At 72.2% G+C, this 14,649-nt stretch carries 17 protein-coding genes and 1 pseudogene; 8 read left to right on the top strand and 10 right to left on the bottom strand.

The window, feature by feature from the left end; translation table 11 throughout:
* Positions 1-129 precede the first annotated feature (129 nt).
* Positions 130-1,707: an apolipoprotein N-acyltransferase gene (lnt, locus tag PYS65_RS30635; RefSeq protein WP_279337177.1), complete on the top strand. Its 1,578-nt coding sequence runs from the start codon at positions 130-132 to the stop codon at positions 1,705-1,707.
* Here the strand turns inward: lnt and PYS65_RS30630 are convergent.
* A complete protein-coding gene (locus PYS65_RS30630; RefSeq protein WP_279337176.1) occupies positions 1,628-2,536 on the bottom strand; it encodes a Gfo/Idh/MocA family protein in 909 nt (302 codons plus the stop codon). The two genes, lnt and PYS65_RS30630, sit on opposite strands and share 80 nt — an antisense overlap.
* Positions 2,537-2,602: 66 nt before the next feature.
* Positions 2,603-3,847 carry an FAD-dependent monooxygenase gene (locus tag PYS65_RS30625; protein ID WP_279337175.1) on the bottom strand — a complete coding sequence of 415 codons (1,245 nt, stop codon included), beginning with the start codon at positions 3,845-3,847 and terminating at the stop codon, positions 2,603-2,605.
* 129 nt (positions 3,848-3,976) lie between these two features.
* Between PYS65_RS30625 and PYS65_RS30620 the strand changes: the two genes are divergently transcribed.
* The 3 genes from PYS65_RS30620 (at position 3,977) to PYS65_RS30610 (ending at position 5,740) form a co-directional block, all read left to right on the top strand.
* A complete protein-coding gene (locus tag PYS65_RS30620) occupies positions 3,977-4,567 on the top strand; it encodes a TetR/AcrR family transcriptional regulator (RefSeq protein WP_279337174.1) in 591 nt (196 codons plus the stop codon).
* Positions 4,568-4,611: 44 nt separating this feature from the next.
* Positions 4,612-5,121, top strand: coding sequence for a DinB family protein (locus PYS65_RS30615; protein ID WP_279337173.1), 510 nt, complete (start codon positions 4,612-4,614; stop codon positions 5,119-5,121).
* Positions 5,122-5,266: 145 nt separating this feature from the next.
* On the top strand, positions 5,267-5,740 hold the full coding sequence (locus tag PYS65_RS30610) for a hypothetical protein (protein WP_279337172.1): 474 nt from the start codon (positions 5,267-5,269) through the stop codon (positions 5,738-5,740).
* A 52-nt stretch (positions 5,741-5,792) separates the two neighbouring features.
* On the opposite strand, the gene PYS65_RS30605 is transcribed toward PYS65_RS30610, so the two are convergent.
* The 5 genes from PYS65_RS30605 to fabG form a co-directional block, all read right to left on the bottom strand.
* Positions 5,793-6,329 (bottom strand): hypothetical protein, encoded by a 537-nt coding sequence (locus PYS65_RS30605; RefSeq protein ID WP_279337171.1) that lies wholly within the window; start codon positions 6,327-6,329, stop codon positions 5,793-5,795.
* Positions 6,330-6,437: 108 nt separating this feature from the next.
* Complete coding sequence (ung, locus tag PYS65_RS30600; RefSeq protein ID WP_279337170.1) at positions 6,438-7,121, bottom strand: uracil-DNA glycosylase; 684 nt, start codon at positions 7,119-7,121, stop codon at positions 6,438-6,440.
* 127 nt (positions 7,122-7,248) lie between these two features.
* Positions 7,249-8,841: an ABC transporter substrate-binding protein gene (locus tag PYS65_RS30595; protein WP_279337169.1), complete on the bottom strand. Its 1,593-nt coding sequence runs from the start codon at positions 8,839-8,841 to the stop codon at positions 7,249-7,251.
* A 278-nt stretch (positions 8,842-9,119) separates the two neighbouring features.
* Positions 9,120-9,878: an SDR family oxidoreductase gene (locus PYS65_RS30590; RefSeq protein WP_279337168.1), complete on the bottom strand. Its 759-nt coding sequence runs from the start codon at positions 9,876-9,878 to the stop codon at positions 9,120-9,122.
* A gap of 12 nt (positions 9,879-9,890) precedes the next feature.
* Positions 9,891-10,655 carry a 3-oxoacyl-ACP reductase FabG gene (gene fabG, locus PYS65_RS30585; protein WP_279337167.1) on the bottom strand — a complete coding sequence of 255 codons (765 nt, stop codon included), beginning with the start codon at positions 10,653-10,655 and terminating at the stop codon, positions 9,891-9,893.
* Positions 10,656-11,193: 538 nt separating this feature from the next.
* Between fabG and PYS65_RS30580 the strand changes: the two genes are divergently transcribed.
* On the top strand, positions 11,194-11,688 hold the full coding sequence (locus PYS65_RS30580; RefSeq protein WP_279337166.1) for an excalibur calcium-binding protein: 495 nt from the start codon (positions 11,194-11,196) through the stop codon (positions 11,686-11,688).
* A 37-nt stretch (positions 11,689-11,725) separates the two neighbouring features.
* Here the strand turns inward: PYS65_RS30580 and PYS65_RS30575 are convergent, their stop codons facing one another.
* Positions 11,726-12,109 (bottom strand): DUF3037 domain-containing protein, encoded by a 384-nt coding sequence (locus PYS65_RS30575; protein ID WP_279337165.1) that lies wholly within the window; start codon positions 12,107-12,109, stop codon positions 11,726-11,728.
* On the bottom strand, positions 12,106-12,870 hold the full coding sequence (locus PYS65_RS30570) for a HipA family kinase (protein WP_279337164.1): 765 nt from the start codon (positions 12,868-12,870) through the stop codon (positions 12,106-12,108). The genes PYS65_RS30575 and PYS65_RS30570 overlap by 4 nt, the downstream gene beginning before the upstream one ends.
* Positions 12,871-13,075: 205 nt before the next feature.
* On the opposite strand from PYS65_RS30570, the gene PYS65_RS30565 reads away from it, so the two are divergent.
* Complete coding sequence (locus tag PYS65_RS30565) at positions 13,076-13,273, top strand: hypothetical protein (RefSeq protein ID WP_279337163.1); 198 nt, start codon at positions 13,076-13,078, stop codon at positions 13,271-13,273.
* 90 nt (positions 13,274-13,363) lie between these two features.
* On the opposite strand, the gene PYS65_RS30560 is transcribed toward PYS65_RS30565, so the two are convergent.
* Positions 13,364-13,762: a MerR family DNA-binding protein gene (locus PYS65_RS30560; protein ID WP_279338128.1), complete on the bottom strand. Its 399-nt coding sequence runs from the start codon at positions 13,760-13,762 to the stop codon at positions 13,364-13,366.
* 275 nt (positions 13,763-14,037) lie between these two features.
* Between PYS65_RS30560 and PYS65_RS30555 the strand changes: the two genes are divergently transcribed.
* Together PYS65_RS30555 and PYS65_RS30550 are read left to right on the top strand one after the other, a co-directional pair.
* Positions 14,038-14,361: a hypothetical protein gene (locus PYS65_RS30555; RefSeq protein WP_279337162.1), complete on the top strand. Its 324-nt coding sequence runs from the start codon at positions 14,038-14,040 to the stop codon at positions 14,359-14,361.
* A 9-nt stretch (positions 14,362-14,370) separates the two neighbouring features.
* Positions 14,371-14,622, top strand: a pseudogene (locus tag PYS65_RS30550) (IS5/IS1182 family transposase); the annotation flags it as partial.
* Positions 14,623-14,649 lie beyond the last annotated feature (27 nt).

The following is a 14,649-nucleotide window of genomic DNA, read 5'->3' as shown; positions in this document are numbered from 1 at the left end:
CCGGACACGGGCCCGGCGGCGTCCATCCGGCCGGCCGGCGGCGCCTGTGGTCCACTGGGCCCGACGCGCCCTGTCCCGGATCTTGCCCGAGGCGCACACTGAAGGCATACGCGGGACAGGGAGGCGCCGTTGAAGTCGTCCGGCCACTGGCTGGTCTCCCCATGGCGGCGCTCGGCCGTCGCCGCGGGCGCGGGAGCCCTGCCCGTCCTCGCCTTCCCCGCCCCGTCCCTGTGGTGGTTCGCCTACGTCGCGCTGGTGCCCTGGATCCTGCTGGCGCGTTCCGCGCCCACGGGCCGCCGTGCCGCGTACGACGGCTGGTGGGGCGGGTTCGGTTTCATGTTCGCGATGCACCACTGGCTGCTGCCGAACCTGCATGTGTTCACGTTCGTCCTCGCGGCCCTGCTCGGCGCGCTGTGGGCGCCCTGGGGGTGGCTGGTGCGACGGCTGCTGGGCGGGGCGCCGTCCCCAGGGAGGGTCGGGGCCGCGCTGGTCGTGCTGCCCTCGGGCTGGCTGGCCATCGAACTGGTGCGTTCCTGGCAGGCGCTGGGCGGCCCCTGGGGCGTGCTCGGTGCGAGCCAGTGGCAGGTGGGCGCGGCGCTGCGGCTGGCGTCGGTGGGCGGGGTATGGCTGCTCAGTTTTCTGCTGGTGGTGCTGAACGTGGCCGTGGCCGTGCTCCTCGTGGTGCGGCGGGCCCGGGTGGCGGCCGTGGCCGCTCTGGTCGCCACGGGCGTGGTCACCTCCGCCGCATGGGTGGGGACACCCTCCCCGGGCACCGACGGCCGGGCCAGGATCGCGGTCGTCCAGCCGGGCGTCGTCTCCGGGCCGGACAGCCCGGACCGGCGCTTCGACCTCGAGGAGCGGCTCACCCGGGAGCTCGCCGGCCGGAACGTCGACCTGGTCGTCTGGGGTGAGAGCAGCGTCGGTTTCGACCTCGGTGCCCGGCCCGACCTGGCGCGGCGCCTTGCCGCGCTGTCGCGCGCGACGGGCGCCGAGCTCCTGGTCAACGTGGACGCGCGGCGCTCCGACCAGCCCGGCATCTACAAGAGTTCGGTGCTGGTCGGCCCGGACGGACTCACCGGTGACCGGTACGACAAGATGCGGTTGGTTCCGTTCGGGGAGTACATCCCGGCCCGTTCCCTGCTGGGCTGGGCCACCTCCGTCGGCAAGGCGGCGGGCGAGGACCGCAGGCGCGGTGCGGAGCAGGTGCTGATGGACGCGGGGAACGGGCTGCGGATCGGCCCCATGATCTGCTTCGAGTCCGCGTTCCCGGACATGAGCCGGCATCTGGCCGGGGACGGCGCCGACGTCCTGCTCGCCCAGTCGTCGACGTCGACCTTCCAGCAGAGCTGGGCACCCTGGCAGCACGCCTCGCTCGCCGCGCTGCGCGCCGCCGAGACCGGCCGCTCCATGGTGCACGCGACGCTGACCGGCGTGTCCGCCGTCTACGGCCCGGACGGCGAGCGCGTGGGCCCGCGGCTCGGCACGGACGTGAGCGCGGCGCAGGTGTACGACGTCCCGCTCGCCCACGGCACCACGCCCTACGTCCGCTTCGGCGACTGGCCGCCGCAGGCGGCGCTGCTGGTGCTGGCCCTCTGGGGTGCGGCCGAGGGCACACGGGCCCTGCGGCTCAGGCGGCGGCCCGCTCCCGCACCGCACGCACCACACGCTCGCACAGCTCATGGGTCGCCAGCGCGTCCCGGGCACTGAGCGTCCTGCCCTCGCCCACCGCGTCGAGGAAGGCGAGCACCGCCTGTTCGATGCCGCGCTGCCGGGCCACCGGCACCCAGTCCCCGCGCCGCCGGACGGTCGGCTGGCCCTTGTGGTCGATCACCTCGGCGAGGTTGACCACCTGCCGCTTGCTGTCCTGGCCGGAGACCTCGAGGATCTCCTCGGCCGAGCCGCTGAGCCGGTTCATCACGCCGAGCGCGGTGAATCCGTCCCCGGCGAGCTGGAGCACCACGTGGTGCAGCAGTCCGTCCTCGGTGCGGGCCCGCACGGTCATGTCGTCGACCGGCCCGGGAACCAGGAAGCGCAGGGTGTCGACGACGTGGATGAAGTCGTCGAGGATCATCGTGCGCGGCTCCTCCGGCAGCCCGACCCGGTTCTTCTGCAGCAGGATCAGCTCACGCGGGTGGTCGGCGCACTGCGCGTAGCCCGGGGCGAAACGCCGGTTGAAACCGACGGCGAGGCTGGTGCCCCGCTCCTCGGCGAGGGCCACCAGCCGCGTGGAGTCGGCGAGTTCGTAGGCGAGCGGCTTGTCGACGTAGGTCGGTACACCCGCCTCGAGCAGCCGGGTCACGATCTCCGGGTGGGCCTGGGTCGGGGCGTGCACGAAGGCGGCGTCGAGATCCTGGGCGAGCAGGGCGTCGAGGTCGGCGTGCCGCTGTCCGCGCGGCAGGTGGAGGCCGTCGGCGACCCGGGTGAGTGTCGCGGGTGTGCGGGTCTGCAGGTGCAGCTCCACGCCGGGCCGGGTGGCGAGCACCGGGAGGTACGCCTTCTGTGCGATGTCGCCGAGTCCGATGCAGCCGACCTTCACGGGGTGTTCTCCTCCAGCGGTTGTCCGTCGCGGGTCCGGTCCGGGGTCCGGGTTCCGGCCCCGGTCTCAGTCTCGGTCTCGGTCTCGGTTGTCGTCCGCGGCGCGGGCTCTGTCCTCGCCTGCGGGGAAGGGCGCCGGAAAGGATACGGCGTCCCCCGCCGGGGGCCGCCAGGCGGCGATGTCGTCGAAGCTCCGCAGGAGCAGCGCCGGTCCGGCCTTCGACAGCGCGGCGATCGCGGTGTCGCGTACGACGGTCCCGGCGCGGTGGGTCATCATGCTCAGGCGGGCCGCCCGCACCGCCCGGCGGGCGATGGCGGTGGTGCGGGGCAGCCGGGCGGCGGTGTAGGCGGGCAGGTCGCCCATGTGGTGGGCGAGGGTGACCGCGTCCTCGACGGCCTGGTTGCCGCCCTGGCCGAGGGTGGGGGGCATGGCGTGCGCGGCGTCGCCGACCAGGGCGACCCGGCCGTGGTGGTAGGCGGGCAGCGGTTCGCTGATGTGATGGACGTCGTGCCGCAGCACGTCCTCGGGACGGACGGCGGCCAGGACGGCGGGGATCGGGTCGTGCCAGTCGCCGTAGCGGCGCAGCAGTTCGGCGCGCTCGTCGTCGGGGGCGTGCTGCCCGGCGGGGGCCAGGGCGGCGGCGTACGCGTAGACGCGGCCCTCCTTGAGCGGATGGGTGCCCCACAGGCGGCCCCGGCCCCAGGTCTCGTGGGAGGCGAACCGCACACCGGGCAGCGGGATCACCGTCCGCCAGGTGGTGAAGCCGGCGTACACGGCCCCGGGATGATCCGGGAAGAGCAGGTGGCGTACGGCGGAGTGGACGCCGTCGGCGGCCACCACCAGGTCGGCCTCCAACTCGCCGTCGGGAGTGCTCACGCGGGCGGGCCGGGCGGGGGCACCGGGGTCTCCCGGATCGATGAGGTGCGCGGCGGTGGCCGTGCGGACGGCGTCCGGGGGGAGCAGCCCGGCCAGCCGGTCGATGAGGGTGGCACGGTGGAGCAGGACGAGGGGGCCGCCGAAGCGCTCGGTGGCGGCCGCCGCGCTGGACCGGGAGAGCCAGCGCCCGCCGGGTGCGCGCAGTCCCCCGTCGCCCTGCCAGGCGGCCAGCGCCCGGACGCCGTCGCCGAGGCCGATGACGTCCAGCCCGCGCAGCGCGTTGGGGGCGAGGGAGATGGCCGCGCCGGCCGGCTCGAGGGAGCCGGCCCGCTCCAGCACCGTCACCTTCACCCCGCGCCGGTGCAGGGCGGCCGCCGCGGTCAGGCCGCCGATCCCACCACCGATCACTACGGCTTTCTCCAGTACCTGCGCCACGGCTCCTCCTCGGTTCCGCTGCTCCCCGGTCTGTCGGCCTGCCGGCTTCGAGACCCGGGCGACTACAGCTGTAGTCGCCTCATGGGCCGACTGTACTACGACTGTAGTGCTGCGGGTAGTTTGACGTTCATGTCCGTACGCACCGCAGGCCCCTCCCGCGCCGACCTCGTCGCCGACGCCGCCCTCGCCCTGCTCGCCGAGCGCGGGATGCGCGGCCTCACCCACCGTGCGGTCGACCAGGCGGCCGGGCTCCCCCAGGGCTCCACCTCGAACGTGGCGCGCACCCGGCAGGCGCTGCTGGAGCTGGCGGTACGGCGGCTCGCCGAGCGGGAGGCACGCGTCCTCGCACTGCACGAGATGCCGGACCCGCGGGCCGGGACCGACTCGCTGCTGGACGCGATGGCGCTGGCCACCCACCGCGCCCTGACGCGTCATCGCGAACTGATCCTCGCCCGCTACGAACTGGCCCTGGAAGCGACCCGCCGCCCCGAGCTGCGAGCCCACTTCGACGCGGCCGGCGCCCGGTTCCGCGACCAGCTCACCGCCCTGGTCGTCGGGCTCGGCTCCACCTCCCCCGACCGGCACGCGCTGTCGCTGATCGCCTGGGCCGACGGGCTGATGTTCTCCTGCGTGGCCGGGTCTTTCGGCGCTCGCGTGCCGTCCCTGGAGGAGGTACGGGCGGACCTGCGGGAACTGCTGCACGGGATGCTCGCCGTCTGAAAAACGTGTGGCGCGGGCCGCCCCCCGCCGGAAAGGATGCGGCCATGACAACCGAGCGCCGTGACCCCGCCACCACCGCCGACGAACGCCCCATGCTGGAGGACTGGCTCGAATACCACCGCCAGACCCTCGCCCTCAAGTGCGAGGGCCTGACCGACGAGCAGCTGCGCACCGCCTCGGCGCCGCCGTCCGGGCTGTCCCTGATGGGGCTGGTGCGGCACATGGCGGAGGTGGAGCGCCACTGGTACCGCAAGGTGCTCGCGGCGGACGATCCCGGCCCGATCTACTACAGCGAGGCCGACCCGGACGGCGATTTCCACCCCACCGAGGCGGACACCTGGCAGGAGGCTCACACCACCTGGCAGACCGAGATCGACATCGCCCGGCGCAACGCGGCCGACGTCTCACTGGACGACCTGGCCAAGGGCAGGCACCACAGCGGCAAGCAGTTCAACCTGCGCTGGATCCACATCCACATGATCGAGGAGTACGCCCGCCACAACGGCCACGCCGATCTGATCCGCGAGCGTCTCGACGGCGCCACCGGTGACTGACGTCACCCCCGGCACGCCCGCGACCCCCGAAAGGGGACGGAGATCACTCGTGCGGGGGATCCTCCGCCAGTCCACCGTCCCCCGGACGGCCAAAGCCAGCAAAGTGACGCGAGTGCATCGAAAGACGACCACTGCAACGCTTCTGATGACCGTGGCGGTCACGGCTCTCGCGGGCTGTGTGACGGTCCAGCGTCCCCCTGCGGCCGGCCCGCCGGCGGGCGTGCCCCACCCGACGGTGCCGCACCTGGACGGCAGGGCACGGACACAGGTCGTGCAGGCGCCGGCCCGTGAGGCTCTGGAGATGATCGCTCCGTCCCGGCCGACGGAGCCGCCCGCGTCCCCCGCGCACCGCGCCACCCCCGCCGCATCCGCGCCCACACCCGCACCGGAGCGGACCGCGCCGTCCGAGGCCCGCGACCGGCGGACCGCCCCCGCCCGCCCGGCCACCGGGAGGACCCCGCCCCCCAAGAGGCCCGCCCCCCACGCTTCCGGAGCCTCGGAGAAGGTGCGCCGCGACATGCGGGAGCAGGCGGATGTCTGCGCGCTGGGCAGGAAGTACGGCCGCTGGCAGGCGGACAGCCCGCAGTCGGCCATCTGCGAGCAGGCCTACGGGCGTTGACCTGCTCGTCGCCGCCACCTACGTCCGACGGGACTCCGGACCGCCGGGTGCCCTAGGGACGCCGCCTCGGCGGCCCCCATCCCCCGGTCTCCCCCTCCTCCCCCTCCGCACCCGCCTCGCCCAGGAGGAGTTCCATGTTCCGGATGGCGGCCCGGACCTTGTCGCCGTAGGGGTCGGCGGCGAGGGTACGGGCTGCTCCGCGGGCCCGGCCGAGGTGGGTGCGGGCGGCGTCGGGGCGGGCGAGACGGGCGTAGTCGGCGGCGAGGTTCAGGTGCAGGGACGGGTAGAGGGCCCGCAGGGCGGGGGCGCCCTCATACCCGGCCGGGCGGGCGTCGGCGGCCTCGTCCGCCGCCGCCAACGCCCTGAGGTCCCAGGCCAGTTCGTCCCCGGGGTCATCCTGGGTGTCGGCCAGGTAGTGGGCCAGTGTGCAGCGGTGCAGGGGGTCGCCGTGCTCGCCGAGCTCCGCCCACAGAACGAGGAAGCGGTGCCGGGCCTCCACCCGGTCCCCCGCGTGGTGCAGCATCACGCCCTGCCCGATCCGCGTCAGCACCTCGTCCGGCGTCGCCTGTCCCTGCCGCTCCGCCACCATGCCCTCCGCACCGCTCGCCGGCTGTCCCCGCCGACGCTACGGCAGGCAGGGACGATCCAGCCCAAGCCGCTCCGCGACGCCCCGTGACACCTCGCGCCCCGAAGGACGTCAGCCCAGGTTCGGGACGGTCCAGTCGATCGGCTCGTGGCCCTGCGCGGCCACCGCCTCGTTGATCTGCGTGAACGGACGGGATCCGAAGAACTTCTTCGCCGACAGCGGCGACGGATGCGCCCCCTTGACCACCGCATGCCGGCTCTCGTCGATCAGCGGCAGCTTCTTCTGCGCGTAGTTGCCCCACAGCACGAAGACCGCCGGATCGGGCCGGTCGGCCACCGCGCGGATGACCGCGTCGGTGAACCGCTCCCAGCCCCGCCCCTTGTGCGAGTTGGCTTCGCCGCCGCGCACCGTGAGCACCGCGTTGAGCAGCAGCACGCCCTGCTCGGCCCACGGCATCAGATAACCGTTGTCCGGGACGGGCGTGCCCAGCTCGGCGTGCATCTCCTTGTAGATGTTCCGCAGCGACGGAGGGATCCGCACCCCGGGCCGCACCGAGAAACACAGACCGTGCCCCTGGCCTTCGCCGTGGTAGGGGTCCTGACCGAGGATCAGGACCTTCACCTTGTCGTACGGCGTCGCGTCCAGTGCCGCGAAGACCTCCTCGCGGGGCGGGTAGACGGGACCCTTCGCCCGCTCCTCCTCGACGAACTCGGTCAGCTGCTCGAAATAGGGCTGCTGCAGTTCGTCACCCAGAACCCCGCGCCAGGACTCGGGCAGCATGGCGATGTCGGTCACGTCAACGTCCTCACGATCGTGGTCACTTCCAGGCCTCGAAACCTACAGGTGACCACTGACACCCGCCTTCCCGACCGGCCCCGGGCCGCCCCTGGGCCAGTCCCGCGAGGGCCGCCGCCGACGGTTCCTACCAGCTGGTCTTGCGGGAGAGCTGCCACACCATCATGATCGTCGACGGATCCAGCGCTCGTTCGGCGCCCGCGATGTCGCGGCTCGCCGCCACGTACTGCCGGCCCTGCCACAGGGGCAGCAGCCGGGCGTCGTCCAGGAGGATCTGCTGGGCCTCCTCGAAGTCCTTCACGACGTTGCCCCGGTCGCTCTCCCGGCGGGACCTCGGCAGCAGCACATTGTTGATCTCGTTCGCCTCGTAGGGCGTGCCGAGCGCGTTCTGCTTGCCGATGAACGGGGCGATGAAGTTGTCGGCGTCCGGGAAGTCGGGGGACCAGCCGCGCCCGAACACCGGGTACTCGCCCTTCTGGTAGCCCGCGACGTACGTCTTCCAGGGCCGGCTCTTGAGGGTGATCTCGAACAGCCCGGAGGCCTCCAGCTGGCGCTCCAGCTCCTTGAACTCCAGCTTGGTCTCGGAGCCGTAGCGGTCCGTGGTGTACCAGAAGGTGAGCGGCACCGGCTCGTTGATGCCCGCCTCGGTGAGTATCTTCCGGGCCTTGTCGACGTTGGGATCGCCGTAGTCGTCGAAGAAGCCGGTGGTGTGGCCGGTGAGCCCCTTGGGGACCATCGAGTACAGCGGGTCGACGGTGTCCTTGTAGATCATGTGCGCGATCGCCGCGCGGTCGATGATCTGGGCGATCGCCCGGCGCACCGGCTTCTTGCCGGCCCACGGGTCCTTCGGGTTGAACACCAGGTAGTTGATGCTGTTCCCGGCGCCTTCCACCAGCTGGAGCTCCTCCTTCTTGGAGGCCTGGCCCTGGAGTTCGACGATGTCGTCCGCGGCGAGACCGCGGTAGGTCAGGTCGATCTGCCCGTCGCGCAGCGACTTGACCATGGTGGCGGAGTCCTGGAAATAACGGACCGTCACGGCGCTGTTCTTGCGGTCGGCGAAGCCCTCGTAATGGTCGTTGCGGACGAGTCGGGCCTCCTCGCCCTCCTTGTACGACTGGAGGGCGTACGGCCCCGAGCCGACGATGCCGGACTGCTCGCGCAGGGCGTCGGCCGGGTAGGCGTCCGGGGCGACGATCGACATGGCCGGCGTGGCGAGCACGAACGGGAACGTCGCGTCGGGCTTGTTGAGGTGGAAGACCACTTCACGGTCGCTCGGCGCCTGTACCCGTTCGAGGCTGCCCAGCAGGCCGGCCGGGCCGCCGTTGACGTTGATCTTGCGGATCCGGTCGATGGAGTACTTGACCGCCTTGGCGTCGAGGGCACTGCCGTCGGAGAACTTCAGGCCCTTCCGCAGTTCGCAGCGGAACACCTGGTGGGAATCGTCGGAGAATTCGCAGCTCTCGGCTGCGTCCGGCTGGGGCGTGCTCGCGCCGACCGGATAGCTCAGCAGCGTCTGGTAGACGTTGCGGAACAGTTCCCAGGAGTTGTCCCAGGAGGCTGCCGGGTCCAGCGTTCTGGGCGAGCTGGTGGTCCCCATGACGATCGGCCCTTGATCGTCCGGAGTGTCGGACGCCAGTACACCGCATCCGGCCAAGGACGATATCGACGCGATGGACGCGATGACCGCCACCCCTCGCAGGCATCGATTCCGCTTGAACACGCGCACACTCCTCGATCTGCCGTCCCAAGAGTCGGCAGACGATACCGCGCTCTTCCGCTCTGTGGCCCTCCCTCGTACGCTTGTTGAGATCAACTCGTTGTAGATGATGTTGTCACTCTGCGTTGACTACGTTGTCATGGGTCCACTTGTCTTCGAAAACGCCGGTACGGACGCCGTTTCGTCAACGAACGCCCGTACCGGGATCCTCATGGCTCAGCCTCGTCGATCCGGCCCCGGGCCGCCCGGCGGATCACTCCGGCGACGCGGCCGGCGCGGTCTCAGCTCACGCCGGCGTTCAGGAAGATGCCGCCGTCGACCACCAGCGTCTGGCCGGTGACCCAGTCCGCCTGGTCCGAGGTGAGGAACGCGGCGGCGCCGCCGATGTCGGAGGGCACGCCGAGCCGGCCCAGCGGGTAGGACGCGGCGGCCTCCTCCTCCCTGCCCTCGTACAGCGCCTGGGCGAACTTGGTCTTCACCACGGCCGGGGCGATCGCGTTGACCCGTACCCCGGGCGCGAACTCGTGGGCCAGCTGCGCGGTCAGGTTGATCAGTGCCGCCTTGCTGACGCCGTAGGCGGCGATGAAGGGCGAGGGCGCGATGCCCGCGACGGAGGCGATGTTGACGATCGCTCCGCCGTGGTCCTTCTGCCAGGCGTGCCAGGTGCGCTGGGCGAAACCGAGCGCCGAGATCACGTTGGTCTCGAAGACCTTGCGCGCCACGTTCAGGTCGAGGTCGGCGATCGGCCCGAACACCGGGTTGGTGCCGGCGTTGTTGACGAGGTAGTCGATCCGGCCGAAGGCCTCCATCGTCCGCTCGACGGCGAGGGCCTGGTGCGCCTCGTCGTGCGCCTTGCCGGCCACTCCGATGACCCGGTCGGCGCCCAGCTGCTCGACGGCCTCCTTGAGGGCGTCCTCGTTGCGGCCGGTGATGCAGACGCGGTCGCCGCGCGCGACCAGCGCCTCGGCGACGCCGTGGCCGATGCCGCGGCTGGCGCCGGTGACCAGGGCGACCTTGCCCGAGAGTTCCACTGAAGTCATGTCCCGTCTTCCCTAGTCGAGCGGTCCGCCGGCCACGTACAGCACCTGTCCGGAGACGAATCCGGCGGCCTCGCCGGCGAAGAAGGCGATCGCGTTGGCGATGTCCTCCGGCTCGCCGACGCGGGCGACCGGGATCTGGGTGGCGGCGGCGGCCTTGAAGTCGTCGAAGCCCATGCCGACGCGGTCGGCGGTGGCCTTGGTCATCTCGGTGGCGATGAAGCCGGGGGCGACGGCGTTGGCGGTGATGCCGAACTTGCCGAGCTCCTTGGCCAGGGTCTTGGTGAAGCCCTGCAGACCGGCCTTGGCGGCGGAGTAGTTGACCTGGCCCCGGTTGCCCAGCGCGGAGGAGGAGGACAGGTTGACGATCCGTCCGAAGCCGGCGTCGACCATGTGCTTCTGGCAGGCCTTCGACATCAGGAAGGCGCCGCGCAGGTGCACGTTCATGACGGTGTCCCAGTCGGCGACGCTCATCTTGAACAGCAGGTTGTCGCGCAGCACACCCGCGTTGTTGACCAGGATGGTCGGCGCGCCGAGTTCCTCGGCGATGCGCGCGACGGCGGCCTCGACCTGCGCCTCGTCCGAGACGTCGCAGCCGACCGCGAGAGCCTTGCCACCGGTGGTGGTGATCTTCTCGACGGTGTCCTTGCACGCGCCCTCGTCGAGGTCGATCACGGCGACCGCGTGGCCCTCGGCCGCCAGCCGTACGGCGGTGGCGGCGCCGATACCGCGCGCGGCACCGGTGACGACCGCGACCCGCTGCTGCTCAATGGTGGACATTGCTGCTTCTCCTCGCCCTTGGGATGCGGCTCCTGCGGCCTGCCCCGTCAGTGAGCAACCGCTTAGTACCTTCAGCAGACGTGACGCTAGAAGCCCTGGCACCCGGTGTCAACGGCACACCCTGCTGTGTGATCCATTCCCCGGACCGCCGCCCCCGTGCGGACCACGCCCCGCTCGGCGCCGTCCCGCCCCGGGACCCCGCCCCGAAGCCCCGCCCGGACCGGCCCCGCGACCACGTCCACGCCACCCGAACGGCCTACGGCTGCGCGCCCCGGTGGGGGGCGCCCCGGGGGCCTGTCCGGCGGATCAGGCAGCGGGAAACCCGCGGCGCCCATCGGCGCAGGTGAGCGGGGGCTGACGTGTCCGGCCGCACCGCGGAGGATGACGTCGGCGCGGGGCGCCGGTGAGTGACGGCGACACCGCGGACGAGCGGGCCGGCCCTCGCGTCTGCGGGTTGATCCGCCGGACAGGCCCTAGCGTCGAAGCGCGAGCCACTCACGGCCGGAGCAGCCGCTCCCGGCCGGAAAGGAGGCGCTCCATGTGCCGTCGCACCGGTGCTCTCGGCATACTGATCGCGCTCGCCGCGACCGTGCCGTCGGCCCCCACCGCTCACGCACAGGATCTGAACTGCCGGGACTTCACCTACCAGGAGGAGGCACAGGCCCTGTTCAACCTGGACCGGAGCGATCCCAACGGACTCGACGAGGAACAGGGCCCGGACGACGACATCGCCTGCGAGGCGCTTCCCCACCGGGGCGACCCCGTCACCTCCTCCACCAGCTCTCCCCGGCCCGTGCCCACCACCGCGACTCCCGTCGCGGCCCCCACCACCCCCCTGACGCCCACGGCCCCCGCGGTGGCACCTCCGGCCCTCACCGCACCCGCCTCGGTCACACCCACACGGGGTGTGGAGGGCGGGCTGGGTGGCTCGTCGGGCACCGGGCCCAGCGACTGGGACATCGGAATCGGCCTGGCGTTCGCGGCGGGTGCCGCCGCCGCGGCCGGCTACGTGGTGAGGCGCCGCCGGCGCTGACCCCCGGACCGGCGCCCGCCACAAGGAGGTCGCCGGTTCAGCGCACGAGCAGGTCGAGCAGCCGCTCCACCTCGGCCGACGGGTCGGCGGTGAGCCCGGTGTGCACGGGCCCGGGCTGGACGACGGTGGAGCGGGGCGCGACCAGCCAGCGGAAGCGCCGCCCGGCGTCGTCCCCGGCGGCCTGGCCCGCCGCCTCCCCACCGGCGCACACCCCCTCGACGGCACGCAGCGCGGCCCGTACGCCGGCCAGGTCCACGTGCGGGTCGAGGGCCAGCAGCCGGGACGCGTCGAGATGGGTGCGTACCCCGACGAACGCCTCGTGACGGCAGTACACGAGCACTCCCGCGTTGACGCACTCGCCGCGCTCGATGCGCGGTACGACCCGCAGCAGCGCGTACTCGAAGACGTGCCGGTCGCTCACTCGTTCTCCCCGAGACCGTGGACGCGCTGGTGGACGGTGGCCGCGCGGGCGAGCAGGGGCCGTGCGTAGGCCCGCCGGAGTTCGTCCGGGGTCTCGAACCCCGGCTCGTCCACCAGCCACACGTCGGGAATCCGTGCGGTGACCTCGCCGAGCAGGTCCTCGGTGACGCGCGGCGCGAGGTCCGCCGCCGCGGCGGCCACATCCGGCGCGAACGTCTTCAAGGCGTGGTCGGAGGCGTCGTAGGGGCGGGCGGCGGACGCTTCGACGCCGGGCCAGTTGTGGTGCCAGATCATGGTGGCGCCGTGGTCGATCAGCCAGAGCTCGCCGTGCCGGCGCAGCAGGTTGGGGTTGCGCCAGGACCGGTCGACGTTGTTCACCAGCGCGTCGAACCAGACGACCCGCCCGGCCTCTTCGGGGCTCACCTCGAAGGCGAGCGGGTCGAAGCCGAGCGCGCCGGAGAGGAACTCCATGCCCAGATTGGTGCCCCCGCTGGACTTGAGGAGTCCCTGAACCTGCTCGTCGGGCTCACCCAGCCCCAGCACCGGGTCGAGTTCGACCGTCACCAGGCGCGGCACCCGGAACCCCAGCCGGCGGGCTAGTTCCCCGCAGACGACCTCGGCGACCAGGGTCTTGCGCCCCTGGCCCGCACCGGTGAATTTGAGGACGTAGGTGCCGAGGTCGTCGGCCTCGACCAGTCCCGGCAGCGAGCCGCCCTCACGCAGGGGCGTGATGTAGCGGGTGGCGGTGACCTCGGTCAGCATTTCGCCAGGCTACGCGATCCCTTGGCCTTGCAATCCACGACCTCCTCCAGATCCCTGTGCTCCGAGGAGTCGGCCACGATCAGCCCGGGGGAGAATCTGGGAAGTTTCGGCCGACGCACTCATCTCCCTGCTCTCCGAGCAGTCCGTCGATCACGGTGCGCCCCTCGCTCCCGGCCTCCGGCCTGAAGTGAGCAAGTGACCGAGCATGACGGCCGGCGAGAAGCGCCCGAGCCATCGCGCCAACGTCACCACGGACTCCCCCGCCTCCAGCATGATCGGGGCACAGGTGGGACGCGGTACGTGGAAGCCGTCCTTCGGCGCCGCCTCCCCCTGCCACGGCTTCGCATCCTTGGCACGCGGTGGAATGATCCCGGCCTCGGCGAACGCGGGCTTCCGGGTGTAGGTGTTCCACCTGTTCACGGCGATGGCAACGAGGGCTGCACCGCGGGAGCCGTCCTGTCCGCCGGGCGGCCGGAGTACGACACTCGGCATGTCAGCGGGAAACCGCAGGCAGGATCCGTGATCCGGGTCGGCCGCGCTCCGCATCCGGGGCAGGCGGCGCCGACCGGGGCACCCTGCGCGTCAGCACGCGCCCTCTCGATGTCCACGGCCACCGGCAGCACTGCGATGCCAGCGATCGGCGGGAGAGCGGACAGCGCGACGGGAGCCGGCGCCTACAGCCGTGTGGAGTTGAGACTGGGCAGATGTCGTCTGCGCCGCAGGTGGCCGGGGCGGTGGTCGCGGTGCGGCCCCCGAGGGCGCGCAGCGCTTCGCGGGTGGTGACGAGTTCGGCCAGGCGCCGGTCGATGTCGTCCAGGTGTGCGGGGATCAGTTCGGTGACGTGGGTGCAGGGTGCATGGCCGTCGTCGCGCTGGGCGAGGATCGAGCGGATCTCGGCGAGGGTGAGGCCCGCGCGCTGGACGTCGCGGACGAACGAGAGCCGGGTGACGGTGTGGTCGGGGCAGCCACGGTAGCCGCCCGGGGTGCGGGGGGCGCAGGCGGTAGACCACTGTCCCCGTGGAAGCGAAGGGTCTTGGTCGTCAGCCCGGTGCGGGCAGCGAGGTCGCCGGTGCGCATTTCTCCAGGCCGGCCCTTGACCTTCCTGTGCACTGGAAGGTCTACCGTCGGGTGTGGAAGATCGAGCAGTGGGCCGGGAGGACGAGGCGGATGCGGATCACGGTACTCACGGTGGCGGACTGCCCGAACGCACGACCCGCGCTGGAGCGGGTGACCGCCGCGCTGGACGGACGAGCAGCTCGGATGGAGCTGCTCGAGGTGTCCGATGAGGCGGAGGCCGCCCGGCTGGGCATGTACGGGTCTCCGACGATCCTGGTCGACGGCACCGACCCGTTCGCGCCACCCGGCGCCGCGCCCAGCCTGTCGTGCCGTCTGTACCGGAACGCCGACGGCACCGTGTCCGGCGTGCCGGACGAGATCGCCCTGCGCCAGGCCCTTGCCGGGGCGGCGACGCCCGGACTGCACCCCGCGTGACGAGATCACCTGCGCAAGCGGGGCATCCGGGCGGTCATCCCGGTTCCGGCGGACCAGCGCGGACACCGGCTGCGACGCGGCAGACAGGGCGGCAGGCCACCGGCCTTCGACCGCGAGACCTGCAAGCAGCGCAACACCGTCGAGCGATGCGTCCACCGCCTGAAGCAGTGGCGAGGCATCGCGACCCGCTACGAGAAGACCGCCACGATCTACCTGGCCGGTCTCCGCATCGCAGGCATCTTCCTGTGGTCAGCCCACTGATCCAAACGAGACGGCTGCCTGGCCGCG

Origin of the sequence: Streptomyces cathayae, assembly GCF_029760955.1 — a bacterium.
Taxonomy (GTDB): Bacteria; Actinomycetota; Actinomycetes; order Streptomycetales; family Streptomycetaceae; genus Streptomyces; species Streptomyces cathayae.
The sequence above is the reverse complement of the archived record's forward strand: the minus strand, read 5'-3'. Positions and strand labels throughout refer to the sequence as shown.